Raw genomic sequence first — 21,307 nt, forward strand, 5'->3', positions numbered from 1 at the left:
GGGCACCCCAGAGCGCCGTTGCGCAGCCCCGAAGGTCCCGGGCACCCCTCCGCCGGCCCGAACCGGCTACAGCCCGATCGGCCGACCACCGATCAGGACCCGATGGCCGCGACCACCGATCAGGGCCGGAAGGCCGCGACCACCGATCAGGACCGGAAGACCGCGACCGGCGGTCGGAGGCGAGCGGTGGTCAGTGGTCGGCGCCGTTCCAGTCGCGGCCTCTGCCGACGGAGACCTCCAACGGGACCGACAGCGGGTAGGCGGCACCCATCTCCCGGCGCACCAGTTCCTCGAGGGCCGCGAGCTCGCCCGGGGCGACCTCGAAGACCAGCTCGTCGTGCACCTGCAGGAGCATCCGCGAGCCGAGGCCGGAGTCCTTGAGCGCCTCGTCGACGTGCAGCATCGCCAGCTTGATGATGTCGGCGGCGGAGCCCTGGATCGGGGCGTTCAGGGCCATCCGTTCGGCCATCTCGCGGCGCTGACGGTTGTCGCTGCTCAGGTCGGGCAGGTAGCGGCGCCGGCCGAGGATGGTGGCGGTGTAGCCGTCCTTGGTGGCCTGGGCGACGACGGCCTGCAGGTAGTCGCGGACGCCACCGAACCGGTCGAAGTACTCCGTCATGAGGCCCTTGGCCTCGTCGGTGGAGATGGTCAGCTGGTTGGAGAGGCCGAAGGCGCTCAGACCGTACGCAAGACCGTAGTTCATCGCCTTGATCTTGCGACGCTGGTCGGGGGTGACCTCGTCGAGAGCCACGTGGAAGACCGAGGACGCGGTGGCGGCGTGGAAGTCGGCGCCCGAGTTGAAGGCGGCGATCAGCGCGTCGTCGCCGGACAGGTGCGCCATGATGCGCATCTCGATCTGGCTGTAGTCGGCGGTCATCAGCTCGTCGAAGCCGGCCCCGACGACGAAGGCCCGACGGATGCGCCGGCCCTCCGCGGTGCGGATCGGGATGTTCTGCAGGTTCGGGTCGGTGGAGGAGAGCCGGCCGGTCGCGGCGACGGTCTGGTTGAAGGTGGTGTGGATGCGGCCGTCGTCGGAGACCGACTTGAGCAGCCCGTCCACCGTGGATTTCAGCTTGGCGACGTCGCGGTGCCGCAGCAGGTGTGCCAGGACCGGGTCGGCGGTCTGGGCGAACAGGCTCTGCAGGGCGTCGGCGTCGGTCGTGTAGCCGGACTTGATCTTCTTGGTCTTGGGCAGGTTGCGCTCGACGAAGAGGATCTCCTGGAGCTGCTTGGGGGAGCCCAGGTTGAACTCGCGGCCGACCACCTCGTGGGCGGCCAGCTGGGCGGACTTGACCTCGGCGGCGAAGTGCGACTCCAGCTCGGAGAGGTAGTCGGTGTCGGCGGCGATGCCGCGCTGCTCCATCTCGGCGAGCACGACCGACAGCGGCTGCTCCACGTCGGCGAGGATGCCGGCCGACTCGCCGCCGTCGGCGGACAGCTCGGCGATGAGCACCGCGGCCAGGTCGAGGGTGGCCCGGGCGCGCAGCATCACGCCCTGCTCGGCGGAGTGGTCGTCGGCGTCGACCGCGGCGAAGTCGAGGGTGAGCTGGCCGTTCTCCGGCTCCTCGACGCGCAGTTCGCGCTTGAGGTAGCGCAGGGCCAGGTCGTCGAGGGCGTATGCCCGCTGGTCGGGTTTGGCGAGGTAGGCCGCGAGGGCGGTGTCGGTGCCGACGCCGGCGAGCTGCCAGCCGTGCGCGCGGAAGGCCAGCAGCGCGGGCTTGGCGTCGTGGATCACCTTGGGGCGCGACGGCTCGGCGAGCCAGGCCGCGACGGCGCGTTCGTCGTCCTCGTCGAGACCGGCTGGGTCGAACCAGGCGGCCGGGCCGTCGGCGGTGGCGACGGCGATGCCGGTGAGCTGACCGGTGCCCCGGCCGAACGTGCCGGTGACGGCGATGCCGACCGGTGCGGTGCCGGCGTGGTCGCGCAGCCAGCCGGCCACCTGACCCGCGCCGAGGACGTGACCGTCGATGTCGAAGCCGGCCTCGGCCTCGGGCTCGACGGCGTCGAGGTAGGAGTAGAGGCGTTCGCGCAGCACCCGGAACTCGAGGGCGTCGAAGACCTGGTGCACGGCCTCGCGGTCCCAGCCCTGCCAGCGGGCGTCCTCCGGGCGCAGCGGCAGGTCGAGGTCGCAGACCAGGCCGTTGAGGTCGTAGTTGCGCAGCACGTCGGCCAGGTGGGCGCGCACGTTCTCGCCGGCCTTGCCCTTGATCTTGTCGACGTTCGCCACGATGCCGTCGAGGCTGCCGTACTCCTTGATCCACTTGGCGGCGGTCTTGTCGCCGACGCCGGGCACCCCGATCAGGTTGTCGCTGGCCTCGCCGACCAGGGCGGCCTTGTCGCGGTAGAGCGACGGGGGTACGAAGTATTTCGCCTCGATGGCCTCGGGGGTCATCCGCCAGACCTCGGAGACGCCGCGCACCGGGTAGAGGATGGTGACGTGCTCGGAGGAGAGCTGGAACGCGTCGCGGTCGCCACTGGAGATCACCACCTCCATGCCGGCGTCCCGCCCCTGGGTGGCGAGGGTGGCGATGACGTCGTCGGCCTCGTAGTTCTCCTTCTCCACCACCGGGATCCGGAGCGCCTCGAGCACCTCCTTGATCAGGCTGACCTGACCCTGGAACGGCGCCGGGGTCTCGGACCGGCCGGCCTTGTATTCCGCGTATTTCTCGGTGCGGAACGACTTGCGGGAGAGATCGAAGCTCACGACGATGTGTGTCGGCTTCTCGTCGCGCAGCATGTTGATGAGCATCGACGTGAAGCCGAACACCGCGTTCGTCGCCTGGCCGGTGGCGGTGCTGAAATTTTCCACCGGCAGGGCGAAGTAGGCCCGGTAGGCCAGCGAATGACCGTCCAGCAGGAGAAGGCGCGACTTGTCGTTGCTCACGGGTAGGGACTCTATCCGCAGGGCCCGACAAGTTACGGGACGGCCACCCGTGAAGGGTGACCGTCCCGTAGCCGGCTCGGGTCAGGCGACGCCGAGGTACGCCTCCTTGACCGCCGGGTCGTGGAGCAGGTCCTGCCCGGACCCCTCCTTGACGATCCGGCCGGTCTCCAGCACGTAACCACGGTGTGCCCGGGAGAGCGCCTGCTGCGCGTTCTGCTCCACCAGCAGGATCGTGGTGCCCTGCTGGTTGATCTCCGTGATGATGTCGAAGATCTGCTGGATGATCATGGGTGCGAGGCCCATCGACGGCTCGTCCAGCAGCAGCAGCTTCGGACGGCTCATCAGCGCCCGGCCGACGGCCAGCATCTGCTGCTCGCCGCCGGAGAGCGTGCCGCCCGCCTGCTTACGGCGCTCCCGCAGGCGCGGGAACATCTCCAGCACCTTCTCCAGGTCGGCGGCGATCCCGGCGGAGTCCCGGCGGGTGTAGGCACCCATGTCCAGGTTCTCCAGGACCGTCATGCCGGGGAAGATCTGCCGGCCCTCGGGCGACTGGCACAGGCCCCGGACCACCCGCAGGTCGGCCCGGAGCTTGCTGATGTCCTCGCCGTTGAAGGTGATCTTGCCACTGGAGAGCCCGCGCGTTCCGGAGATGGCCCGCATGGTGGTGGTCTTGCCGGCGCCGTTCGCACCGATCAGGGCCACCACCTCGCCCTCCTCGACGGTGAGGCTGATGCCGTGCAGGGCCTCGATCCGGCCGTACGACACGGTGACGTTGTCCAGCTCAAGCAGCATCGGTGGGCTCCCCCAGGTACGCGGCGACGACCTTCGGGTTCCGGCTGACCTCGGCCGGCGCCCCGTCGGCGATCTTTCGCCCGAACTCCAGCACGACGATCCGGTCGGTGACACCCATGACCAGTCGCATGTCGTGCTCGATCAGCAGAACGGTGACGCCCATGTCACGGATCTTGCGGATCAGTTCGAGGAGCTCTTCCTTCTCCGCCGGGTTGAAGCCGGCCGCCGGCTCGTCCAGACAGATCAGCTTCGGCTCGGTGCCGAGCGCCCGGGCGATCTCCAGGCGGCGCTGATAGCCGTACGGCAGGTTGCGGGCCGCGTCGTTGGCCCGGTCCGCGATGCCGACGAAGTGCAGCAGCTCCAGCGCCTTGTCCTCGGCCGCCCGCTCCTCCAGGATGTGCCGCGACAGCCCGAAGGTCTTGGCGAAGGTACGCCGCACCTGCTGCCACGTCCGCACGATCCCGCTCTCGGCGGTGACCTGCGGCAGCTCCTCCTCCTTGGGACGGACCCGGTAGAGGCGGAACAGCGCGCCCGGCACACTGGTCTTGTGCCGGGAGTCGGTGCCGATCATCACGTTCTCCAGAGCACTCATCTCCGGGAAGAGACGGATGTTCTGGAAGGTCCGGGAGATTCCCATCTGGCTGATCTGGTGCGGCTTGCGGCCGGTCACCTGGTCGCCGCGGAACCGGACCGCGCCCGACGTGGGCTTGTAGACGCCCGTCATCACGTTGAACGTGGTCGTCTTGCCGGCACCGTTCGGGCCGATCAGACCGAGGATCTCGCCCTCGTGGATGTCGAAGCTGATCCCGTCGAGCGCGACCACGCCGCCGAAGCGCAGCGTGACGTTGTCGACCTCGAGAAGCTTCTTGCGGGGGCCGGGCTGTTCCGCCGTCTCCGGCGCCGCCACGGTGGTGGTCTCGTCAGACATGAGCGGGCGCCTCCTTGACCTCCGCCGCGCGGTCCCTCAGCTCGCGGGTCCGGCGCCGGCTCGGGACCAGGCCCTGCGGGCGCAGGATCATCACCAGCACCATCGCCAGACCGAACGCCAGCCAGCGGTAGTCGGCGATCTCCCGGAAACGCTCCGGGAGGTACGCCAGCAGCACCGCGCCGAGTGACACGCCGACCATGTTGCCCGAGCCACCGACGACGACCATCGCGACGAAGAGGATCGAGAGGTTGACGTTGAACTGGGTCGGGTCGATGAACGCGTACCGGCTGGCGAAGAGCAGACCCGACAGTCCGCCCAGAGCGGCGCCGATGGCGAACGCCCAGAGCTTGAACTTGAACGGGTACACACCCATCACCGCGGCGGCGTCCTCGTCCTCACGGACCGCCAGCCAGGCACGGCCGACCCGGCTGTGCTCCAGCCGGCGCACGGCGAAGACCATGACCAGGACGAACGTGATCGCCAGCCAGTACCACGGCTTGACGTCGATCAGACCGAAGACCTCGTTGTCGGCCGACGGCGGGCCCTCCGGACCGGGGATCGCCGACAGACCCTGCGGGCCGTTGGTGACGCCCACGGCGTTCCGGGCGATGATCCGGATGATCTCGCCGAAGCCCATGGTGACGATGGCCAGGTAGTCGCCGCGCAGGCGCAGCGTCGGCCATCCCAGCAGAACACCCGAGATCATCGTCAGGACCAGCGCCAGGATCGCGCAGACCGCCCAGGTGACCGCCCAGGTCGGCGGCAGGTCGAACTGCTGCTGGAACCACTTGACCACCGGCGAGTTCAACGAACCGAACAGACCGACGCTGTACGCACCGATCGCGAAGAACCCGATGTAGCCGAGGTCGAGCAGGCCGGCCAGACCGATCACCACGTTCAGGCCGATGGCGACCAGCACGTAGACGGCGCAGGTGAACAGCACACCGGCCCAGTTGCTGCCGCCCTCGATCGAGTCGGTCCGCAGCCAGGTCAGTCCGGGGATGCCCAGCAGGGGCAGGTAGTACAGGAAAGCGATCAGGGCGGCGACGCCCAGCATCCGCTGCCACTTCGGCAGGGCGCGCATCCGGTCACCGAACCCCGCCATGGCGGTGGCCCGGCGGGCGTTCGCGTCACGCAGCTTGTCGATCATGCGCGGGCCCTCCCCAGCGACTCGCCCAGCAGACCCGTCGGACGGAACATCAGGATCACGATCAGGATGACGAAGGCGATGACGTCCTCCCACTGGGAGCTGAACAGCGTCGCACCGTAGACCTCGACGACGCCGAGGACCAGGCCACCCAGCAGCGCGCCCCGCAGGTTACCGATGCCACCCAGCACCGCCGCGGTGAAGGCCTTGAGGCCGAGCACGAAGCCGATGCTGTTCTGGGTGATGCCGAACCGCATGCTCCACAGCAGCGCGGCGGCGCCGGCCATGATGCCGCCGAGCACGAAGATCAGCATGATCACGCGCTCCTGGTTCACGCCCATCAGCGCGGCGGTCTCCGGGTTCTGTGCGACCGCGCGCACACCCCGGCCGTACCGCGTCTTGTTGATGAACCAGTCCAGGAGGGCCATCATGACGAGCGCCGAGACGACCACGATCACCTGAACGTTGGTGATCTGGGTGTTCCCGATCGTGAACAGCGTCTCCTGCTGGATGATCGTCGGCATGCCGACGATCTGCCGCGCCCGCCCGAACATCGACGGGATCGCCTTGCCCAGCAGGTCCGGCAGGAGCAGGCCGAAGACCTCGACCAGGATCAGCGAGACGCCGATGGCGGTGATGAGGAAGATCAGCGGCGGCGCGTTCTTGCGCCGCAGCGGGCGGTAGGCGATCCGTTCGATCGCCAGTGCCGTGCCGCCGGAGGCTATCGCCGCGACGACGAACCCGATCAGCAGGAAGAGGATGGCCTGGCCGATGGGCGGGTTATTTTCCACGCCGAGGGCGGTCCAGACGCCCAGCACCGCGAAGGTGCCGACCATGAACACTTCGGAGTGGGCAAAGTTGATCAGTCGTAGGACGCCGTAGACCAGCGTGTACCCCAGCGCGATGAGTGCATAGATCGCGCCTTTGGACAGCCCGTCGACGGTGTGCTGGCCGATGTGGCCGATGAGGTCGTCGAAATTCACCGAGTTCTCCTTGCATCGAACGCGGCCGGGGGCGTTGCCCCCGGCCGCATTCCAGCGCTCGTCGTCAGCTGAGCTTGAGCTCCTGCAGCGGCTCGAACCCGGTGCCCTTCACCTGGTACGACCAGATGACGACCTTGCTCGGGTCGACGTCACCGTTCTCGGCGAACTTGATGTACTTCGAAACGCCCTGCTTGTCGTACGCCTTGACGAACGCGAGGATGTCGGCGCGGGTCTTCTTGCCGGCCTTGAACGCGTCGATCAGGATCTGCGCGGAGTCGAAGCCCTCCGCGCCGTAGGAACCGACGGCCTGGCCGTACTCCGCCTTGTAGTCGGCGTCGAAGGTGCCGCCGGCCTTGTCCGGCGGGAGGCACGGGCAGGTGATGATGGCGCCCTCGGCGCCACCGGACGCACCGGCCGGGAAGGCCGGGTCGTAGACGGCATCCGGGCCGACGAACTTGGCCTGCACGCCGGCGGCGCGCATCTGGCGGACCAGCGGAGCGGCCTCACGGGTGTAGCCACCGAAGAACACGAAGTCGGCGCCGGCCGTCTTGATCTTGGAGATGGTGGCGTCGAACTGCGACTGCTTCTCCTGGATCTTGTCGGTACCCACGATCGTCGAACCGAGGTTCGTCCCCAGGTCCGCGGTGATACCCGCGCCGTACGCGCTGCCGTCGTCGATCACGAACACCTTGGCGGCGTTCTGCGACTTCAGGTAGGTGGCGACCGCGCCGGCCTGGGTGCCGTCGTTGCCGACCACCCGGAAGAAGGACTTGTTGCCCTTCGAGGTCAGGTCGGTGCGGGTCGCCGACGGGCTGACCATGACGAGACCCGCGGCCTCGTAGACCGGCATCGTCGCGTCCGACTCACCGGAGAAGTGGCCACCGATGACACCGAGGAACGAGGCGTCACCCGCGATCTGGTTCGCGATCGGAGTCGCCTGGGCGGGGTCGCCCTGCGTGTCGAACTCCTGCATGGTGATCTGGCAGTCGGCGTTCGCCGCGTTGTGCTGCTTGAGGGCCAGCTTCGCACCGTTCAGCGACGGCAGCACCAGACCGGCGTTGTCACCGCTGAACGCGCCGAAGATCGCGATCTTGCCGCCACAGCCCTCGCTGGCGGCGGTGTCGTCACCGCTACCAGCGTCCTGACAACCGGCCGCCGCGAACAACGCGGCGGCGAGCCCGACCGCACCAAGGGCCCGTACATAATTACGCCTCAAGGCTTCTGACCTTTCATCCCGGTGCAGGAAGCGGTACATCGAAACCGACCAGGGATCACAAGATCTTCATCCCCCCGACAGCCCGTGCCGCGATACCTGCGCACTGCTCGTGTTGGCGCAGCGTACTGGGCTCGGCATCGACGGGTAAGAACTTGGGCCCGTCCACACCAAACCGTTACCGAGTACTGCACGAACAGGCAGTCGCCCCGAAAAAACATTTCACGAGGTTGTAACGGAGATGAAAATACGCCCGGTTTCGCCATCGTCGGCAATCAACACGATCATGCCGGGCCCGGCCGTCACGGAGAGTTCACTACCGGCCTTTCCCGGAACCGGACGCGGCAACGAACCCGGGCGCCAGAGCGCTCCGCCGTCGTCCGAGACCCACAGGCCGAACTGCGTACCGTCACCGGTGGCGGCCAGCATCCGGGAACCCGCCACCGTCACCGCCCGTACACCCGACCAGGCCGACGGGCTCACCGCGCCGAACGACGCCAGCGGCCGCCACTGCCCCGACTCCAGCCGCCACACGCCGAAAGCCGGCCCGCTCATCCCCAGGGCCGTCGGCACGCCGCCGAGCACGGTCACCCGCTGCAACTCCTCGTACGCCGGGGTCGCCCCGGCCGTGCCGGCCCGCTGCCAGACGCCGCCGTCCCGCGACGACCAGCCCGCCGCGTCCCGGTCCACGCGGCCGGCCGGCAGCAGGCCGCCGACGACGAGCCAGCCGTCCTCCACCGCCACCGCATCCGCCGCCCACGTCAGGCCCGCCGCGTCCGACGCCAGACCGGGCACACCCTCGGCGATCGCGAACTCCGCCGCGTCCGCCGACGACCACACCGCCGCGCCGCTCGCCCGGTTCCCCGCGAGCAGGAACCCCCCGGGCCCGGACGTCACCCGCGACACGTTCACCGCGTTCGGGCCGCCGTACAGCTCGAACGGCGCCGACACCTCCCGCAGCACCCCGTCGCCGGACAGCGTCCACGAACTGACCCGGGGATTGCCGTGCGCCCCACCCGGCTTGGCGCCCAGCACGGCCACCCGGCCGTCCCGGCACGCCGCCGTGAACAGCACGTTCTGCCGACCGTAGTAACTCTGCGCGTCCACTCGTACCGGCACCCACACCGACGCGTCACCACGGGACCGCCACGCCGCCGGACGGGTGCCCCGGTCGCTGTCACGGACCGCACCCACCACGAGCCACTCACCGCCGCACTCCACCGCGTCCCGTACCACCGGGACGCCGGCCACCCCGTCCGGAAGCGACAGAGCCGCCTCCCGCCAGTCGAAAGACACGGGAGACGGCTCCGGAACGGAACTCGGCGAGCAGGCGGACATCACCAGCAGCAGCGCTGCCGCAGTCGCCACGCCCGCCCGCGTCATCGGGGGAGCCTAGGCGGTCTCGGTGGTGCCGGCCTCGGTCTCCTGCTCGGCGAGGATCCGATCGGCGACCTCGCGCATCGTCATCCGATGGTCCATCGCCGTCCGCTGGATCCACTTGAACGCCTGCGGTTCGGTCATCGCGTACTTCGTCATCAGCGCGCCCTTGGCCCGCTCCACCGACTTGCGCGTCTCCAGGCGGTCGGTCAGACCCGCCACCTCGGACTCCAGCGCGGCGATCTCCGAGTAACGCGACAGGGCGATCTCGATCGCCGGGACCAGATCCGATTTCTGGAACGGCTTGACCAGGTAGGCCATCGCACCCGCCGCGCGCGCCCGCTCGACCAGGTCGCGCTGGCTGAAAGCGGTCAGGATCACCACGGGGGCGATCCGGCCGCCGGCGATCCGTTCGGCCGCCGCCAGACCGTCCATGATCGGCATCTTGATGTCCAGGATCACCAGGTCCGGCTTGAGGTCCTCGGCCAGGCGCACGGCGGTCTCGCCGTCACCGGCCTCACCGACCACGTCGTAGCCCTCCTCGACGAGCATCTCGGCGAGGTCCAGCCGGATCAGGGCCTCGTCCTCGGCGATGAGCACGCGTTTGCGCTCGGCACCAGCCTGCGTCTCGGCCACGAAAACCCCTACCCCCACAACGTCGATGTCGCGACACCCCGGTATGTGGGTGTCGCCGCCCTAAGCCTAGTAGGTAGGCTGTCCCCTGCTCGGGTTGGCGTGACCGAAGTGCGCCGGCGCCCGTGATGTCGTCCCCGTAGACCAACCGGCAGAGTCGATGGACTCAAAATCCATTCAGTGTGGGTTCGAATCCCACCGGGGACACACAGCAATCCTCAGGGTGCGAGGCACCCCGATCGACGGCAGCGGTGCGCCGACCGATTCCGCTGTTCATCGTTATCTCGGGCCGATCCACGACACCAGGTTCGTCATGGCGGCGAACCGGGGCCACCGCATTCCGCGTACGCGCGCATTGGCCGCATTTGATTCTGCGGGATGACGTGGGAACGGAACGGTACCGGCCGACATCCCGATGCCGTTCCGCCCGGAAATGCACATGGAAATCACAGCACCGCCGACGACGTCGAATGCGCGCGTGCACGTTACGGCCGGGTAAAAGAATCGGCCGGCATCCTCCCCCGCACCACCACCTTCCCAGGGATCCGGCGCCGGACCGTCGCCCGTTCGGACCGGATCGCGGGACCGAAGTGGTGATCTTGCAGACACCTGGCCTCGCAAGATGGTGTCATTGCCTCATGATGTCCGCTTCGTCGCCCCGGGCCCTCGCGCGCGGAAGCATGTGGGGATTCCTCATGTTCGCCTCGGCTGCGTGGCTGGCCGTCGCCTGGGCGATGCTCCGGCTGGAACCGATGGGAATCGGTCTCGTCGCCGGACCGGTCGTGCTGTTCGGCGCGGTCTGCGAGATGATGCGGGCGCTCGCCGGGACGCGCACCTGGTGGCTGAACGCGGGCCTGGGCATCCTGTTCGCGGTGACCGGGTTGCTGCTGCTGGCCAGCCCGGACTCGTCGCTCACCACGCCGGCGTCACTCGTCGGGTGGTACCTGCTGGTCCGCGGCTCGGCCGACGTCGCGGTGGGCGTGGTGACCCGGGACGCGCTGCTGCTGACCCTGGGCGTGCTGCAGACCGGGCTGGGATTCTTCTCCTCGAGCGCGTTCGGCCGAACACCGGAGATGCTGGTCATGGTGCTGGGCGCGATGGGCGTGCTGCGCGCGGTGGCGGATCTGGTGGCCGCGCTGCGGCTGCGGGAGAACACGCCGGAGCCCGAGGAGCGCACGGAGGGCCTCGCCGGGTACGCCGCGGGCCTGGCCGATTTCGAGGCGACCGGCCGTCACCGCGCCAAGCCGGGCAGCCCGTCCGGAGTGCCCGTCATGGAACCGGCGGTACGCGGCGCCGAGGTGCCGTTCCACTCGCAGGTGCTGCTGTCGTCCGACCAGGATGCGACGCTCACGCCGGCACCGTGGGTCTGACGACCGCCCGGGGCCTCAGCCACCGACGCGCCGCAGCAGCCCCTCCTGCACCGCGCTGGCGATGTGCCGGCCGTCGCGGGTGAACATCCGCCCGTTCGCCAGGCCGCGGGCCCCGCTCGCCGACGGGCTCTCGCTGTCGTAGAGGAACCACTCGTCGGCCCGGAACGGCCGGTGCATCCAGACCGCGTGGTCGAGGCTGGCCCCGATCACACCCCCGGGCCCCCAGACCTCGCCGTGGGTGGACAGCACCGCATCGAGCAGCGACATGTCCGAGGCGTAGACGAGCGCACACGCGTGGATCAGCGGGTCGTCCGGGAGCTTGCCGTTGATCCGCATCCAGACGCGCTGCTGTGCCTGCGCGTCGCGGTCGCCGGGCGGCACCCAGCCGGGCACGCCCACGTAGCGGACGTCGACGGCCTGCGGGGACGCCTTGAACAGGCTGCGCCGATCGGGATATCGGGAGACCCAGTCGAGCATCGTCGGGACGTCTTCGGGGGCGGGCACGTCGGTCGGTGCCGGGCTGAAGTGGTCGAGACCGGTCTCCGGCGTCTGGAACGACGCCGACATGAAGAAGATGGTCTTGCCGTGCTGCTGCGCGGTGCTGCGCCGGACCGAGAACGATCGTCCGTCGCGGATGGTCTCCACGGTGAACGTGATCGGTTCGGTCGGGTCGCCGGGGCGGACGAAGTAGCCGTGCAGCGAGTGCACCTGCCGCTCCGGCTCGACGGTGCGGCCCGCGGCGACCAGCGCCTGTCCGGCGACCTGACCGCCGAACACACGCTGGGCTCCGGTCTGCGGGCTCTCACCCCGGAAGGAGGCCGCGTCGACCTGCTCCAGATCCAGGAGATCCAGGAGCTGGTCGACGGCGGCCTGCCCTTGCAGTGGCAAGGTCACACCGTGGCCGGGTCGACGAGCGAACCGAGCTGGTGGACGCGCAGGGTGTTGGTGGAACCGGGGGCGTTCGGCGGGGAACCGGCCACGACGACGACGTAGTCGCCGGGCTTGGCCAGGCCGAGGCCGAGCATCTTGGCGTCCACCTGACGGAACATGTCGTCGGTGTGCTCGACGAAGTCGGTCAGGAACGTGTCGACGCCCCAGCTCAGGGCGAGGGTGTTGCGCACCTCGGCGACCGGGGTGAACGCGTAGAGCGGCAGGTCGCAGTGCAGCCGGGCGAGACGGCGCACGGTGTCGCCGGTCTGCGAGAAGGCGACCAGGGCCTTGGCGCCGATGTTGCGGGCGATCTGCGCGGCGGCGACGGTGAGCGCGCCACCGTGGGTGCGCGGGTCGTGCTGCAGGCGCGGGATGATCAGGCCACCGGACTCGGTGGTCGTGACGATCTTGGCCATCGTGCTGACCGTGAGAACCGGGTACTTGCCGACCGAGGTCTCGCCGGAGAGCATGACCGCGTCGGTGCCGTCGAGGACGGCGTTGGCGACGTCGGACGCCTCGGCGCGGGTGGGCCGCGAGTTCTCGATCATGGAGTCGAGCATCTGGGTCGCGACGATGACCGGCTTCGCGTTCTCCCGGCAGAGCTGCACGGCGCGCTTCTGCACCAGCGGAACCTGGTCGAGGGGCATCTCGACGCCGAGGTCACCGCGGGCGACCATGACACCGTCGAAGGCGAGGACGATGGCCTCGAGGTGCTCGACGGCCTCCGGCTTCTCCACCTTGGCGATGACCGGGACGCGACGTCCCTCCTCGTCCATGATCTTGTGGACGAGGTTGATGTCCTCCGGCGCGCGGACGAAGGAGAGCGCGACCAGGTCGACACCGAGGCCGAGGGCGAAGCGCAGGTCCTCCTCGTCCTTGTCGCTCAGGGCCGGGACGCTGACCGCGACGTTGGGCAGCGAGACGCCCTTGTTGTTGCTGACCGGGCCACCCTCGATGACGAGGCAGTGGATGTCCTCGCCCTCGACGTCGGCGACCTCGATCGCGACCTTGCCGTCGTCGATCAGGAGGCGGTCACCGACCTTGACCTCGTGCGGCAGCTTCTTGTAGGTGCAGGAGACGCGCTCCCGGGTGCCGAGGATCTCGTCGCTGGTGATGGTGACCCGGTCACCGGTCTCCCAGCGGTGGGGGCCGTCGGCGAACTTGCCCAGACGGATCTTCGGGCCCTGAAGGTCGGCGAGAACGGCGACGGCACGGCCGGCCTGGTCGGCGGCGGTGCGCACCATCTCGTAGATCTTCTTGTGGTTTTCCCGGCTGTCGTGGCTGAAGTTCATCCGGGCCACGTCCATGCCCGCCTCGACCAGGCCGAGCATGCGCTCCGGCTGGGCGGTCGCGGGTCCCATCGTGCAGACGATCTTTACGCGGCGTGTCACGGCCATCAGGCTAGTCCTTGTCCTGGGGCGGCTCGGCGGCCGACCCCCGTCTTCGGCATGAAATGCGGGTGTCGACGGCGAGGAACCCGCATGAAGGAGGGGTTGCGCTGCGTCGTCCAGCGGGCTTCAGCGACCGCCGCCCCAGCTTATCGGTCCGCTTCCGGCCGTCGGCGGCACATGCCGCAACCCCATTCACGGTACGAGCTGCCCCTGCACCACCAGGCAAGAGGTGCGAGCGGGGCGCGGCGGCCGTCGATCTTCGCCGGGTCCGAGAAGGCCTCCGGCGCTCGTCGTACCCTGCGTAACGTCCGTCACGCGGTATGCCGGGACTTTCGGCACTGTCCGTAACCAACGATGCCCGCCACCCTCGACGGGTGACGGGCATCGGCGCGATCGTGGTATCAGACCGACAACGGCTGCTGGTCGGCGCGGACCGGAGCCGGCAGGTCGCCCGCCGCCCCCAGGTAGTCGTGGATCGCGGCCGCGGCGGCCCGGCCCTCGGCGATCGCCCAGACGATCAGCGAGGCCCCACGGTGCATGTCGCCCGCGACGAACACGCCCGGCGCGGTCTGCCAGTCGGCGCCGGCATCCAGGGCGCCCCGCCGGTTGCGGGCGATCCCGAACTGGTCGAGCAGCGGCTGCTCCTCGGTGCCGGCGAAGCCGATGGCCAGCAGGACCAGGTCGGCGCGCAGTTCCCGCTCGGAGCCGGGGACGACGGTGACGGTCCGTACCCCGTCGACGCGCTGGACCGCGACGTCGGCGAGCCGGATCGCGGTGAGCTTGCCGTTCTCGCCGATGAACTCCTGCACGGCGACCCCGAAGATCCGGTCGCCGCCCTCCTCGTGGGCCGCGTAGTTGCGCAGGATCATCGGCCAGGTCGGCCACGGGTCGTTGATCCCGGCGCGTTCCTCCGGCGGAACCGGGTACTGGTCGAGCTGGGTGATCGAGGCAGCGCCCTGGCGGTGGGCCACACCGAGGCAGTCGGCGCCGGTGTCACCACCACCGATGATGATCACGTGCTTGCCGGCGGCGTCGATCGGCGTGCCGTCCTGCAGACCGGCGACGACCCGGTTGGCCGGCACCAGGTGCTCCATCGCCAGGTGGACGCCGTCGAGCTCCCGGCCCGGGGTCTCCGGGGTGTCCCGGCCCTGCAGCGCACCGGCGGCCAGCAGCACCGCGTCGAACCGTTCCCGCAGGTCGTCGGCGGTGATGTCGACGCCGACCTCGACGCCCGGCTGGAAGACGACACCCTCGGCGGCCATCTGCTCGAGGCGGGCGTCGATGACGTCCTTCTCGATCTTGAAGTCGGGGATCCCGTACCGGAGAAGGCCTCCGATGCGGTCGTCGCGCTCGTAGACGGTGACCGCATGGCCGGCCCGCGCCAGCTGCTGGGCCGCCGCCAGACCGGCCGGGCCGGAACCGACCACGGCGACCGACTTGCCGGACGCGATCGGCGCCGGCTGCGGCACCAGGCCCGCCCGGAAGGCGTGCCCGGCGATCTCCACCTCGACCTGCTTGATCGTCACCGGGTCGTCGCCGATGCCGAGCACACAGGCCGCCTCACACGGCGCCGGGCAGAGCCGCCCGGTGAACTCCGGGAAGTTGTTGGTCGCGTGCAGCGACTCGGAGGCCGCCGCCCACGCCCCGGTCCGCACCAGGTCGTTCCAGTCCGGGATGCGGTTGCCCAGCGGACAGCCCTCGTGACAGAACGGGATGCCGCAGTCCATGCAGCGGGTGGCCTGGTCGCGGATCAGTTCCTCGCCCGCGGGCGGGTAGACCTCACGCCAGTCCATGATCCGCACCGGGACGGGCCGCCGCTTCGGCAGCTGTCGCTGGTAACGAAGGAAACCGTTCGGATCAGGCACTGGTGACCCCCATGACCGCCTCGTCCACATTGCGACCGGCGGCTTCGGCGGTCCTGATCAGTTCCATCACGCGCTTGTAGTCGCGCGGCACCACGGCGGTGAAGCGTTCCGCCGAGGTGGCCCAGTCCTTGAGGAGACGGCCGGCGACCGCCGAATCGGTCTCCGCGTGGTGCTTCTCCACCTGGGTACGCACCAGGTCGCTCTCGTCCTCGGTGAGCGGCGTCAGGTCGACCAGTTCCGGGTTGACCAGGCGCTGGTCCAGGTCGAGCAGGAACGCCTTGCCGCCACTCATGCCGGCCGCGAAGTTGCGGCCGGTCGGGCCGAGCACCACCACGACACCACCGGTCATGTACTCGCAGCCGTGGTCGCCCACGCCCTCGACGACCGCCACACCACCGGAGTTACGGACCGCGAACCGCTCACCGACGCGTCCCCGGAGGAACACCTCGCCGCCGGTCGCGCCGTAGAGGATCGTGTTGCCCGCGATGATGTTGTCCTCGGCGACGAACGGCGCGTCCTCGGCCGGGCGGACGATCACCCGGCCGCCGGAGAGACCCTTGGCCACGTAATCGTTGGTGTCACCGATCAGGCGCAGCGTCACACCGCGCGGCAGGAACGCGCCGAACGACTGGCCGCCGGTGCCCCGCAGGGTGAACGCGATGGTGTCGTCGGGCAGGCCGTTGCCACCGAACCGGCGGCTGACCTCGCCACCCAGCATCGCGCCGACACTGCGCTGGTCGTTGCGGGTGGGCAGCTCGGCACGGACCGGCTCACCGTCGGTGAGGGCCGGCTGGGCCAGCGCGATCAGCTCGTTGTCCAGGGACGCCTCGAGGCCGTGGTCCTGGGCGACGACGCCGCGGCGGGACGCGCCCTCGGGCAGCTCCGGCACGTAGAGCACCGGCGCCAGGTCGAGACCCTTGGCCTTCCAGTGGTCGACCGCGGCCGCCACGTCGAGGACCTCGGCGTGGCCGATCGCCTCGTCGATGGTGCGGAAGCCCAGCTCGGCGAGCAGCTCACGGACCTCCTCGGCGAGGAAGAGGAAGAAGTTCTCCACGAACTCCGGCTTGCCGGTGAAACGCTCCCGCAGCACCGGGTTCTGGGTGGCGATGCCGACCGGACAGGTGTCCAGGTGACAGACGCGCATCATGATGCAGCCGGAGACGATCAGCGGAGCGGTGGCGAACCCGAACTCCTCGGCGCCGAGCAGCGCCGCGATCACCACGTCCCGGCCGGTCTTGAGCTGCCCGTCGACCTGCACGGTGACCCGGTCTCGCAGCTTGTTGAGCAGCAGGGTCTGCTGCGCCTCGGCCAGGCCCAGCTCCCACGGGGTGCCGGCGTGCTTGAGCGAGTTCAGCGGGGAGGCGCCGGTGCCGCCGTCGTGGCCGGAGATCAGGATGACGTCGGCCTTGAGTTTGGCCACGCCCGCCGCGACCGTGCCGACACCGATCTCGGAGACCAGCTTGACGTGCACCCGCGACATCGGGTTGACCGACTTGAGGTCGTGGACCAGCTGGGCCAGGTCCTCGATCGAGTAGATGTCGTGGTGCGGCGGCGGCGAGATGAGGCCGACGCCCGGGGTGGCGTGCCGGGTCTTCGCGACCCACGGCCACACCTTGTTGCCGGGCAGCTGGCCGCCCTCACCGGGCTTCGCGCCCTGCGCCATCTTGATCTGCAGGTCGTCCGCGTTGACCAGGTATTCGCTGGTCACGCCGAAACGGCCGGACGCGATCTGCTTGATCGAGGAGCGGCGCTCCGGGTCGTACAGCCGCTCGACGTCCTCGCCGCCCTCACCGGTGTTGGACTTGGCGCCCAGCCGGTTCATCGCGATCGCGAGGGTCTCGTGCGACTCGGCGGAGATCGAGCCGTAGCTCATCGCGCCGGTGGAGAACCGCTTGACGATGTCGGCGGCCGACTCGACCTCGCTGATGTCGATCGACGGCCGGTCCGGGGTGAACCGGAACAGTCCGCGCAGGTGGCCGGCGTCCGCGGACAGCTGGTCGACCTTCTCGGTGTAGCGCTTGAAGACGTCGTACTGCTTCGACCGGGTGGCGTGCTGCAGCAGGAACACGGTCTCCGGGTTGAACAGGTGGATCTCACCCTCGCGACGCCACTGGTACTCCCCGCCGACCTCGAGACGGCGGTGCGTGCGCTCGGCCCGGTTCGCCGGGTACGCCTTGTCGTGACGTGCCTTGACCTCGGCGTGGATGCCGGCCAGGCCGACGCCGCCGATCCGGCCGGAGGTGCCCGCGAAGTAGCGCTGCAGCAGCTTGTTGTCCAGGCCGACGGCCTCGAACACCTGGGCACCGCAGTACGAGGACACCGTGGAGATGCCCATCTTCGACATGATCTTCAGGACGCCCTTGCCGAGCGCCTTGACGTAGTTGCGGACCGCCTTGTGCCGCTCGATGCCGACCAGGGTGCCGGTGGCGATCAGGTCGTCGACGCTCTCGAAGGCGAGGTACGGGTTGACCGCCGCCGCCCCGAAACCGATCAGCGTGGCGGCGTGGTGCACCTCGCGGCAGTCGCCGGACTCGACGACCAGCGCGACCTGGGTGCGTGTCTGCTCCCGGACCAGGTGCTGGTGCACCGCGGCGGTGAGCAGCAGCGACGGGATCGGCGCCAGGTCCGCGTTGGAGTCGCGGTCGGAGAGGACCAGGATGCGGACCCCGTCCTCGATCGCCTCGGACACGTGCCGGCAGATCTGGGTGAGGCGGGCCTTGATGCCGGCCGCGCCGTCCCGCAACGGGTACAGCCCGGAGACCCGGACCGCCTTGAACCCGGGCAGGTCGCCGTCCTCGTCGATGGAGAGCAGCTTGGCCAGCTCGTCGTTGTCGATCACCGGGTACGGCAGGACGATCTGCCGGCAGCTCGCCGGTCCCGGGTCGAGCAGGTTGCCCTCCGGGCCGATCGTCGCCGAGAGGCTGGTGACCAGCTCCTCCCGGATCGCGTCCAGCGGCGGGTTGGTGACCTGGGCGAACAGCTGGTGGAAGTAGTCGAACAGCAGCCGCGGGCGGGTCGACAGCGGCGAGATCGGCGTGTCGGTGCCCATCGAGCCGAGCGGCTCCGCGCCGGTCCGGGCCATCGGGGCCACCAGAATCTTCAGCTCCTCCTCGGAGTAGCCGAATACCTGCTGACGACGGGTCACCGAGTCGTGGGTGTAGACCTGGTGCTCGCGCGGGGGCAGGTCGTCCATCTCGATCAGGCCGGCGTGCAGCCAGTCCGCATACGGCTCGGCGGCGGCCAGCTCGGCCTTGATCTCGTCGTCGTGCACGATGCGCCCGGCGTCGGTGTCGACCAGGAACATCTTGCCCGGCTGCAGGCGGCCCTTGGCCACCACGTCGGCCGGCTCGACGTCGACCACGCCGGCCTCGGAACCGAGCACGACCAGGCCGTCGGTGGTGTGCCACCAGCGTCCGGGGCGCAGGCCGTTGCGGTCCAGCACCGCGCCGATGATGGTGCCGTCGGTGAACGCCACCGAGGCGGGGCCGTCCCACGGCTCCATCATGCTGGCGTGGAACCGGTAGAAGGCGCGGCGCTGCGACTCCATGCCGGGGTCGTTCTCCCAGGCCTCCGGGATCATCATCAGCACCGCGTGCGGCAGGCTGCGGCCGGCCAGGTGCAGCAGCTCGAGGACCTCGTCGAAGCTCGCCGAGTCGGACGCCTCCGCCGAGTTGATCGGGAAGAGCCGCTTGATGTTGCCGGGGATGTTCGGCGAGGAGAGCATCGCCTCGCGGGCGGCCATCCAGTTCTTGTTGCCCCGGATCGTGTTGATCTCGCCGTTGTGCGCGATCAGCCGGAACGGGTGCGACAGCGGCCACGACGGGAACGTGTTCGTGGAGAACCGGGAGTGCACCAGGGCGATCGCGCTGGCGACCCGCTCGTCGGTCAGGTCCGGGAAGAACGCCGGGAGCTGCTCCGGCGTGAGCATGCCCTTGTAGGTGATGGTGCGCGAGGACAGCGACGGGAAGTACGCCGCGATGCCCCGCTGCGAGGTCTCCCGCTCCGCCTGCTTGCGGATGCAGAAGGCGACCCGGTCCAGATCGATGCCGGACAGCGGCTCACCGGACGGGCCGGATTTCGAGCCGACCAGACGGTCCGCGGCCAGGAACACCTGACGGATCGCGGGACGGGCGTCCTCGGCGGTCGCGCCCAGGTCCTGCGGGGCGACCGGGACATCCCGCCAGCCGAGCACCTCGGCGCCCTCGACCAGCACGTACTTCTCGAAGATCTTGACCGCGCGGGCCGCGTCGTCGGGGTCCGTGGGCAGGAAGACCAGCCCGGCGACGTAGCTGCCGGCGGCCGGGAGCTCGAAGTCCACGACCGCGCGGTAGAACTCGTCCGGGATCTGGATCATGATGCCGGCGCCGTCACCGGTGTTCTGCTCGGCGCCCCGCGCGCCCCGGTGGTCCAGCCGGATCAGCGCCGACAGACCCTTGGCGACCACGTCGTGGGAACGACGACCGTGGATGTCGGCCACGAAGGCGACGCCACACGCATCGCGTTCGAAAGCCGGGTCGTAAAGCCCCTGGGGGTGCGGATATGCCACCGGGCCTCCTGTCGTCACTGGTGTTTCGTTCTGAGGTCGGGACGACGTCGGCCCTGCAAAGTCTCTCGAGTCTACGGTAAGAGACTCTGATCTCCGCCAGATGCGGATTGGTCACACGCGCACCGCGAGGTGCGGACGAACTGAATAGCACAGCGGGTGCGGAGACCGGTAGTCTCGCGCGATGGCGCGAGTGGATTCGGACCTCTTCGACCGGCTCGAGCAGTTCTACGACGCTTTGCCCCGACCCTGGGCACGCGTCGAGGAGATCGGCTCACTGATTCTCTTCATCCGCGAGGGAGAGGGCTGGCCCTACTATGCCCGCCCCGCACGCGGTTCGCACACCCCTTCGGCAGCGGACATCCTGGAGACCCGTCGCCGGCAGCGTGAACTCGGCCTGCCCGAGTCCTTCGAGTGGGTCCACGAGACCACCCCCGACCTGTTGGCGGTCGCCCGGTCCGCCGGGCTGGAGGTGCTCCTCGCGCCGCTGCTGAGCCTGGACGCCGCCGCGCTCGTCCCCGACCTGCCCGTCCCCGGCGCCACACTGCGCTACCTGGACCCCACGGCGGACGACTTCGCCGAGGACCTGCGCGCCGCCCGGGCCGTCGCCCGGCTGGCCTTCGCCACCCCACCGCACCGTTCGCCCCTGACCCCGCTGACGATGCTCACCACGCTGACCACTCCGGGGGAGAAACCCCTGGCCATCGACCCGTCCGGCCCCGCGGAACGCGACGCTGTGGAACCGTTGAGCACCGAGTCCGTCGACCACGCCCGCGCGATGTTCGCCACCGGTGACTACACGACCCTGGTCGCCGAGTCCCCCACCGACGGCATCCTCGCCGTCGCCACCGGCCAGCGGCACGGCGACACCGCCGAGGTCGCCGGGGTGGCGACACTGCCGTCCGCCCGCAATCAGGGGTACGCCTCGCAGCTGACCGCCACGCTGGCCGGCCACCTCCTCCGGTCCGGCGCCGGCCTGATCTTCCTGGCCGCGGGCGACGACGACACGGCCCGGCTCTACACGAAGGTCGGCTTCCGCCGGGTGGGCACCGCCTGCATCGGCGAGCCGGCCGCCGTTCCGCTCTGACCGAATCCCTCACACTTCCCAGATCTTGGGACCCGGTAAGGATCGGATCGGGTTGCCGGTCCTTACCCAGCTGACCGGTCGCATGGCGCGGGCCACAGCGAACACGGATCCCCGGTCATCTCCGTCGATGTGAGATCTCCCGCATGAAGTGTGGATCACGTTCC

Annotated in this window: 14 protein-coding genes and 1 tRNA gene; 3 read left to right on the plus strand and 12 right to left on the minus strand. The window is 69.6% G+C overall.

Going from position 1 to position 21,307, the window contains the following annotated elements; translation table 11 throughout:
- Window positions 1-190: 190 nt before the first annotated feature.
- From polA to WH85_RS09140, 8 genes are all read right to left on the minus strand, one after another.
- On the minus strand, window positions 191-2,884 hold the full coding sequence (gene polA, locus WH85_RS09105; RefSeq protein ID WP_045741295.1) for a DNA polymerase I: 2,694 nt from the start codon (window positions 2,882-2,884) through the stop codon (window positions 191-193).
- Between the two features lie 81 nt (window positions 2,885-2,965).
- The gene (locus WH85_RS09110; RefSeq protein ID WP_045741296.1) at window positions 2,966-3,676 is read right to left on the minus strand and encodes an ABC transporter ATP-binding protein; all 711 of its coding nucleotides are present in this window, start codon (window positions 3,674-3,676) and stop codon (window positions 2,966-2,968) included.
- The gene (locus WH85_RS09115; protein ID WP_157410905.1) at window positions 3,666-4,604 is read right to left on the minus strand and encodes an ABC transporter ATP-binding protein; all 939 of its coding nucleotides are present in this window, start codon (window positions 4,602-4,604) and stop codon (window positions 3,666-3,668) included. The genes WH85_RS09110 and WH85_RS09115 overlap by 11 nt, the downstream gene beginning before the upstream one ends.
- Window positions 4,597-5,754 (minus strand): branched-chain amino acid ABC transporter permease, encoded by a 1,158-nt coding sequence (locus WH85_RS09120; protein WP_045741297.1) that lies wholly within the window; start codon window positions 5,752-5,754, stop codon window positions 4,597-4,599. The genes WH85_RS09115 and WH85_RS09120 overlap by 8 nt, the downstream gene beginning before the upstream one ends.
- The gene (locus tag WH85_RS09125; RefSeq protein WP_045741298.1) at window positions 5,751-6,734 is read right to left on the minus strand and encodes a branched-chain amino acid ABC transporter permease; all 984 of its coding nucleotides are present in this window, start codon (window positions 6,732-6,734) and stop codon (window positions 5,751-5,753) included. The genes WH85_RS09120 and WH85_RS09125 overlap by 4 nt, the downstream gene beginning before the upstream one ends.
- 64 nt (window positions 6,735-6,798) lie before the next feature.
- Window positions 6,799-7,950, minus strand: coding sequence for a branched-chain amino acid ABC transporter substrate-binding protein (locus tag WH85_RS09130; RefSeq protein ID WP_045741299.1), 1,152 nt, complete (start codon window positions 7,948-7,950; stop codon window positions 6,799-6,801).
- 219 nt (window positions 7,951-8,169) lie between these two features.
- Window positions 8,170-9,330 carry a hypothetical protein gene (locus WH85_RS09135; protein ID WP_045741300.1) on the minus strand — a complete coding sequence of 387 codons (1,161 nt, stop codon included), beginning with the start codon at window positions 9,328-9,330 and terminating at the stop codon, window positions 8,170-8,172.
- Window positions 9,331-9,339: 9 nt separating this feature from the next.
- On the minus strand, window positions 9,340-9,960 hold the full coding sequence (locus WH85_RS09140; protein WP_045741301.1) for an ANTAR domain-containing response regulator: 621 nt from the start codon (window positions 9,958-9,960) through the stop codon (window positions 9,340-9,342).
- A gap of 130 nt (window positions 9,961-10,090) precedes the next feature.
- Here WH85_RS09140 and WH85_RS09145 point away from each other — a divergent pair.
- Together WH85_RS09145 and WH85_RS09150 are read left to right on the plus strand one after the other, a co-directional pair.
- Window positions 10,091-10,164: transfer RNA gene (locus WH85_RS09145), tRNA-Leu, on the plus strand.
- A 488-nt stretch (window positions 10,165-10,652) separates the two neighbouring features.
- Window positions 10,653-11,327, plus strand: coding sequence for a DUF308 domain-containing protein (locus WH85_RS09150; RefSeq protein ID WP_052720270.1), 675 nt, complete (start codon window positions 10,653-10,655; stop codon window positions 11,325-11,327).
- 15 nt (window positions 11,328-11,342) lie between these two features.
- Here the strand turns inward: WH85_RS09150 and WH85_RS09155 are convergent, their stop codons facing one another.
- The 4 genes from WH85_RS09155 to gltB all read right to left on the minus strand — a co-directional run bounded on the left by WH85_RS09155 (window position 11,343) and on the right by gltB (window position 20,059).
- Complete coding sequence (locus tag WH85_RS09155) at window positions 11,343-12,221, minus strand: acyl-CoA thioesterase (protein WP_045741302.1); 879 nt, start codon at window positions 12,219-12,221, stop codon at window positions 11,343-11,345.
- Window positions 12,218-13,654: a pyruvate kinase gene (pyk, locus tag WH85_RS09160; RefSeq protein WP_045741303.1), complete on the minus strand. Its 1,437-nt coding sequence runs from the start codon at window positions 13,652-13,654 to the stop codon at window positions 12,218-12,220. Before pyk ends, WH85_RS09155 begins: the two co-directional genes overlap by 4 nt.
- 395 nt (window positions 13,655-14,049) lie before the next feature.
- Window positions 14,050-15,513, minus strand: a complete 1,464-nt coding sequence (locus tag WH85_RS09165) for a glutamate synthase subunit beta (protein ID WP_045741304.1) — start codon at window positions 15,511-15,513, stop codon at window positions 14,050-14,052.
- Window positions 15,506-20,059: a glutamate synthase large subunit gene (gene gltB / locus WH85_RS09170; RefSeq protein WP_425394623.1), complete on the minus strand. Its 4,554-nt coding sequence runs from the start codon at window positions 20,057-20,059 to the stop codon at window positions 15,506-15,508. Before gltB ends, WH85_RS09165 begins: the two co-directional genes overlap by 8 nt.
- Before the next feature lie 181 nt (window positions 20,060-20,240).
- Here gltB and WH85_RS09175 point away from each other — a divergent pair, with 181 nt between their 5' ends.
- Complete coding sequence (locus tag WH85_RS09175; protein ID WP_045741306.1) at window positions 20,241-21,143, plus strand: GNAT family N-acetyltransferase; 903 nt, start codon at window positions 20,241-20,243, stop codon at window positions 21,141-21,143.
- Window positions 21,144-21,307 lie beyond the last annotated feature (164 nt).

The organism is Actinoplanes rectilineatus (assembly GCF_000962825.1).
Lineage (GTDB): Bacteria > Actinomycetota > Actinomycetes > Mycobacteriales > Micromonosporaceae > Actinoplanes > Actinoplanes rectilineatus.

What these genes read in the sequence shown, in the direction of transcription:
- WH85_RS09110 (WP_045741296.1), bottom strand. Translation starts at nt 3,676, where the DNA reads ATGCTGCTTGAGCTGGACAACGTCACCGTGTCGTACGGCCGGATCGAG.
- WH85_RS09150 (WP_052720270.1), top strand. Translation starts at nt 10,653, where the DNA reads ATGTTCGCCTCGGCTGCGTGGCTGGCCGTCGCCTGGGCGATGCTCCGG.
- WH85_RS09115 (WP_157410905.1), bottom strand. Translation starts at nt 4,604, where the DNA reads ATGTCTGACGAGACCACCACCGTGGCGGCGCCGGAGACGGCGGAACAG.
- WH85_RS09175 (WP_045741306.1), top strand. Translation starts at nt 20,241, where the DNA reads ATGGCGCGAGTGGATTCGGACCTCTTCGACCGGCTCGAGCAGTTCTAC.
- WH85_RS09135 (WP_045741300.1), bottom strand. Translation starts at nt 9,330, where the DNA reads ATGACGCGGGCGGGCGTGGCGACTGCGGCAGCGCTGCTGCTGGTGATG.
- pyk (WP_045741303.1), bottom strand. Translation starts at nt 13,654, where the DNA reads ATGGCCGTGACACGCCGCGTAAAGATCGTCTGCACGATGGGACCCGCG.
- WH85_RS09120 (WP_045741297.1), bottom strand. Translation starts at nt 5,754, where the DNA reads ATGATCGACAAGCTGCGTGACGCGAACGCCCGCCGGGCCACCGCCATG.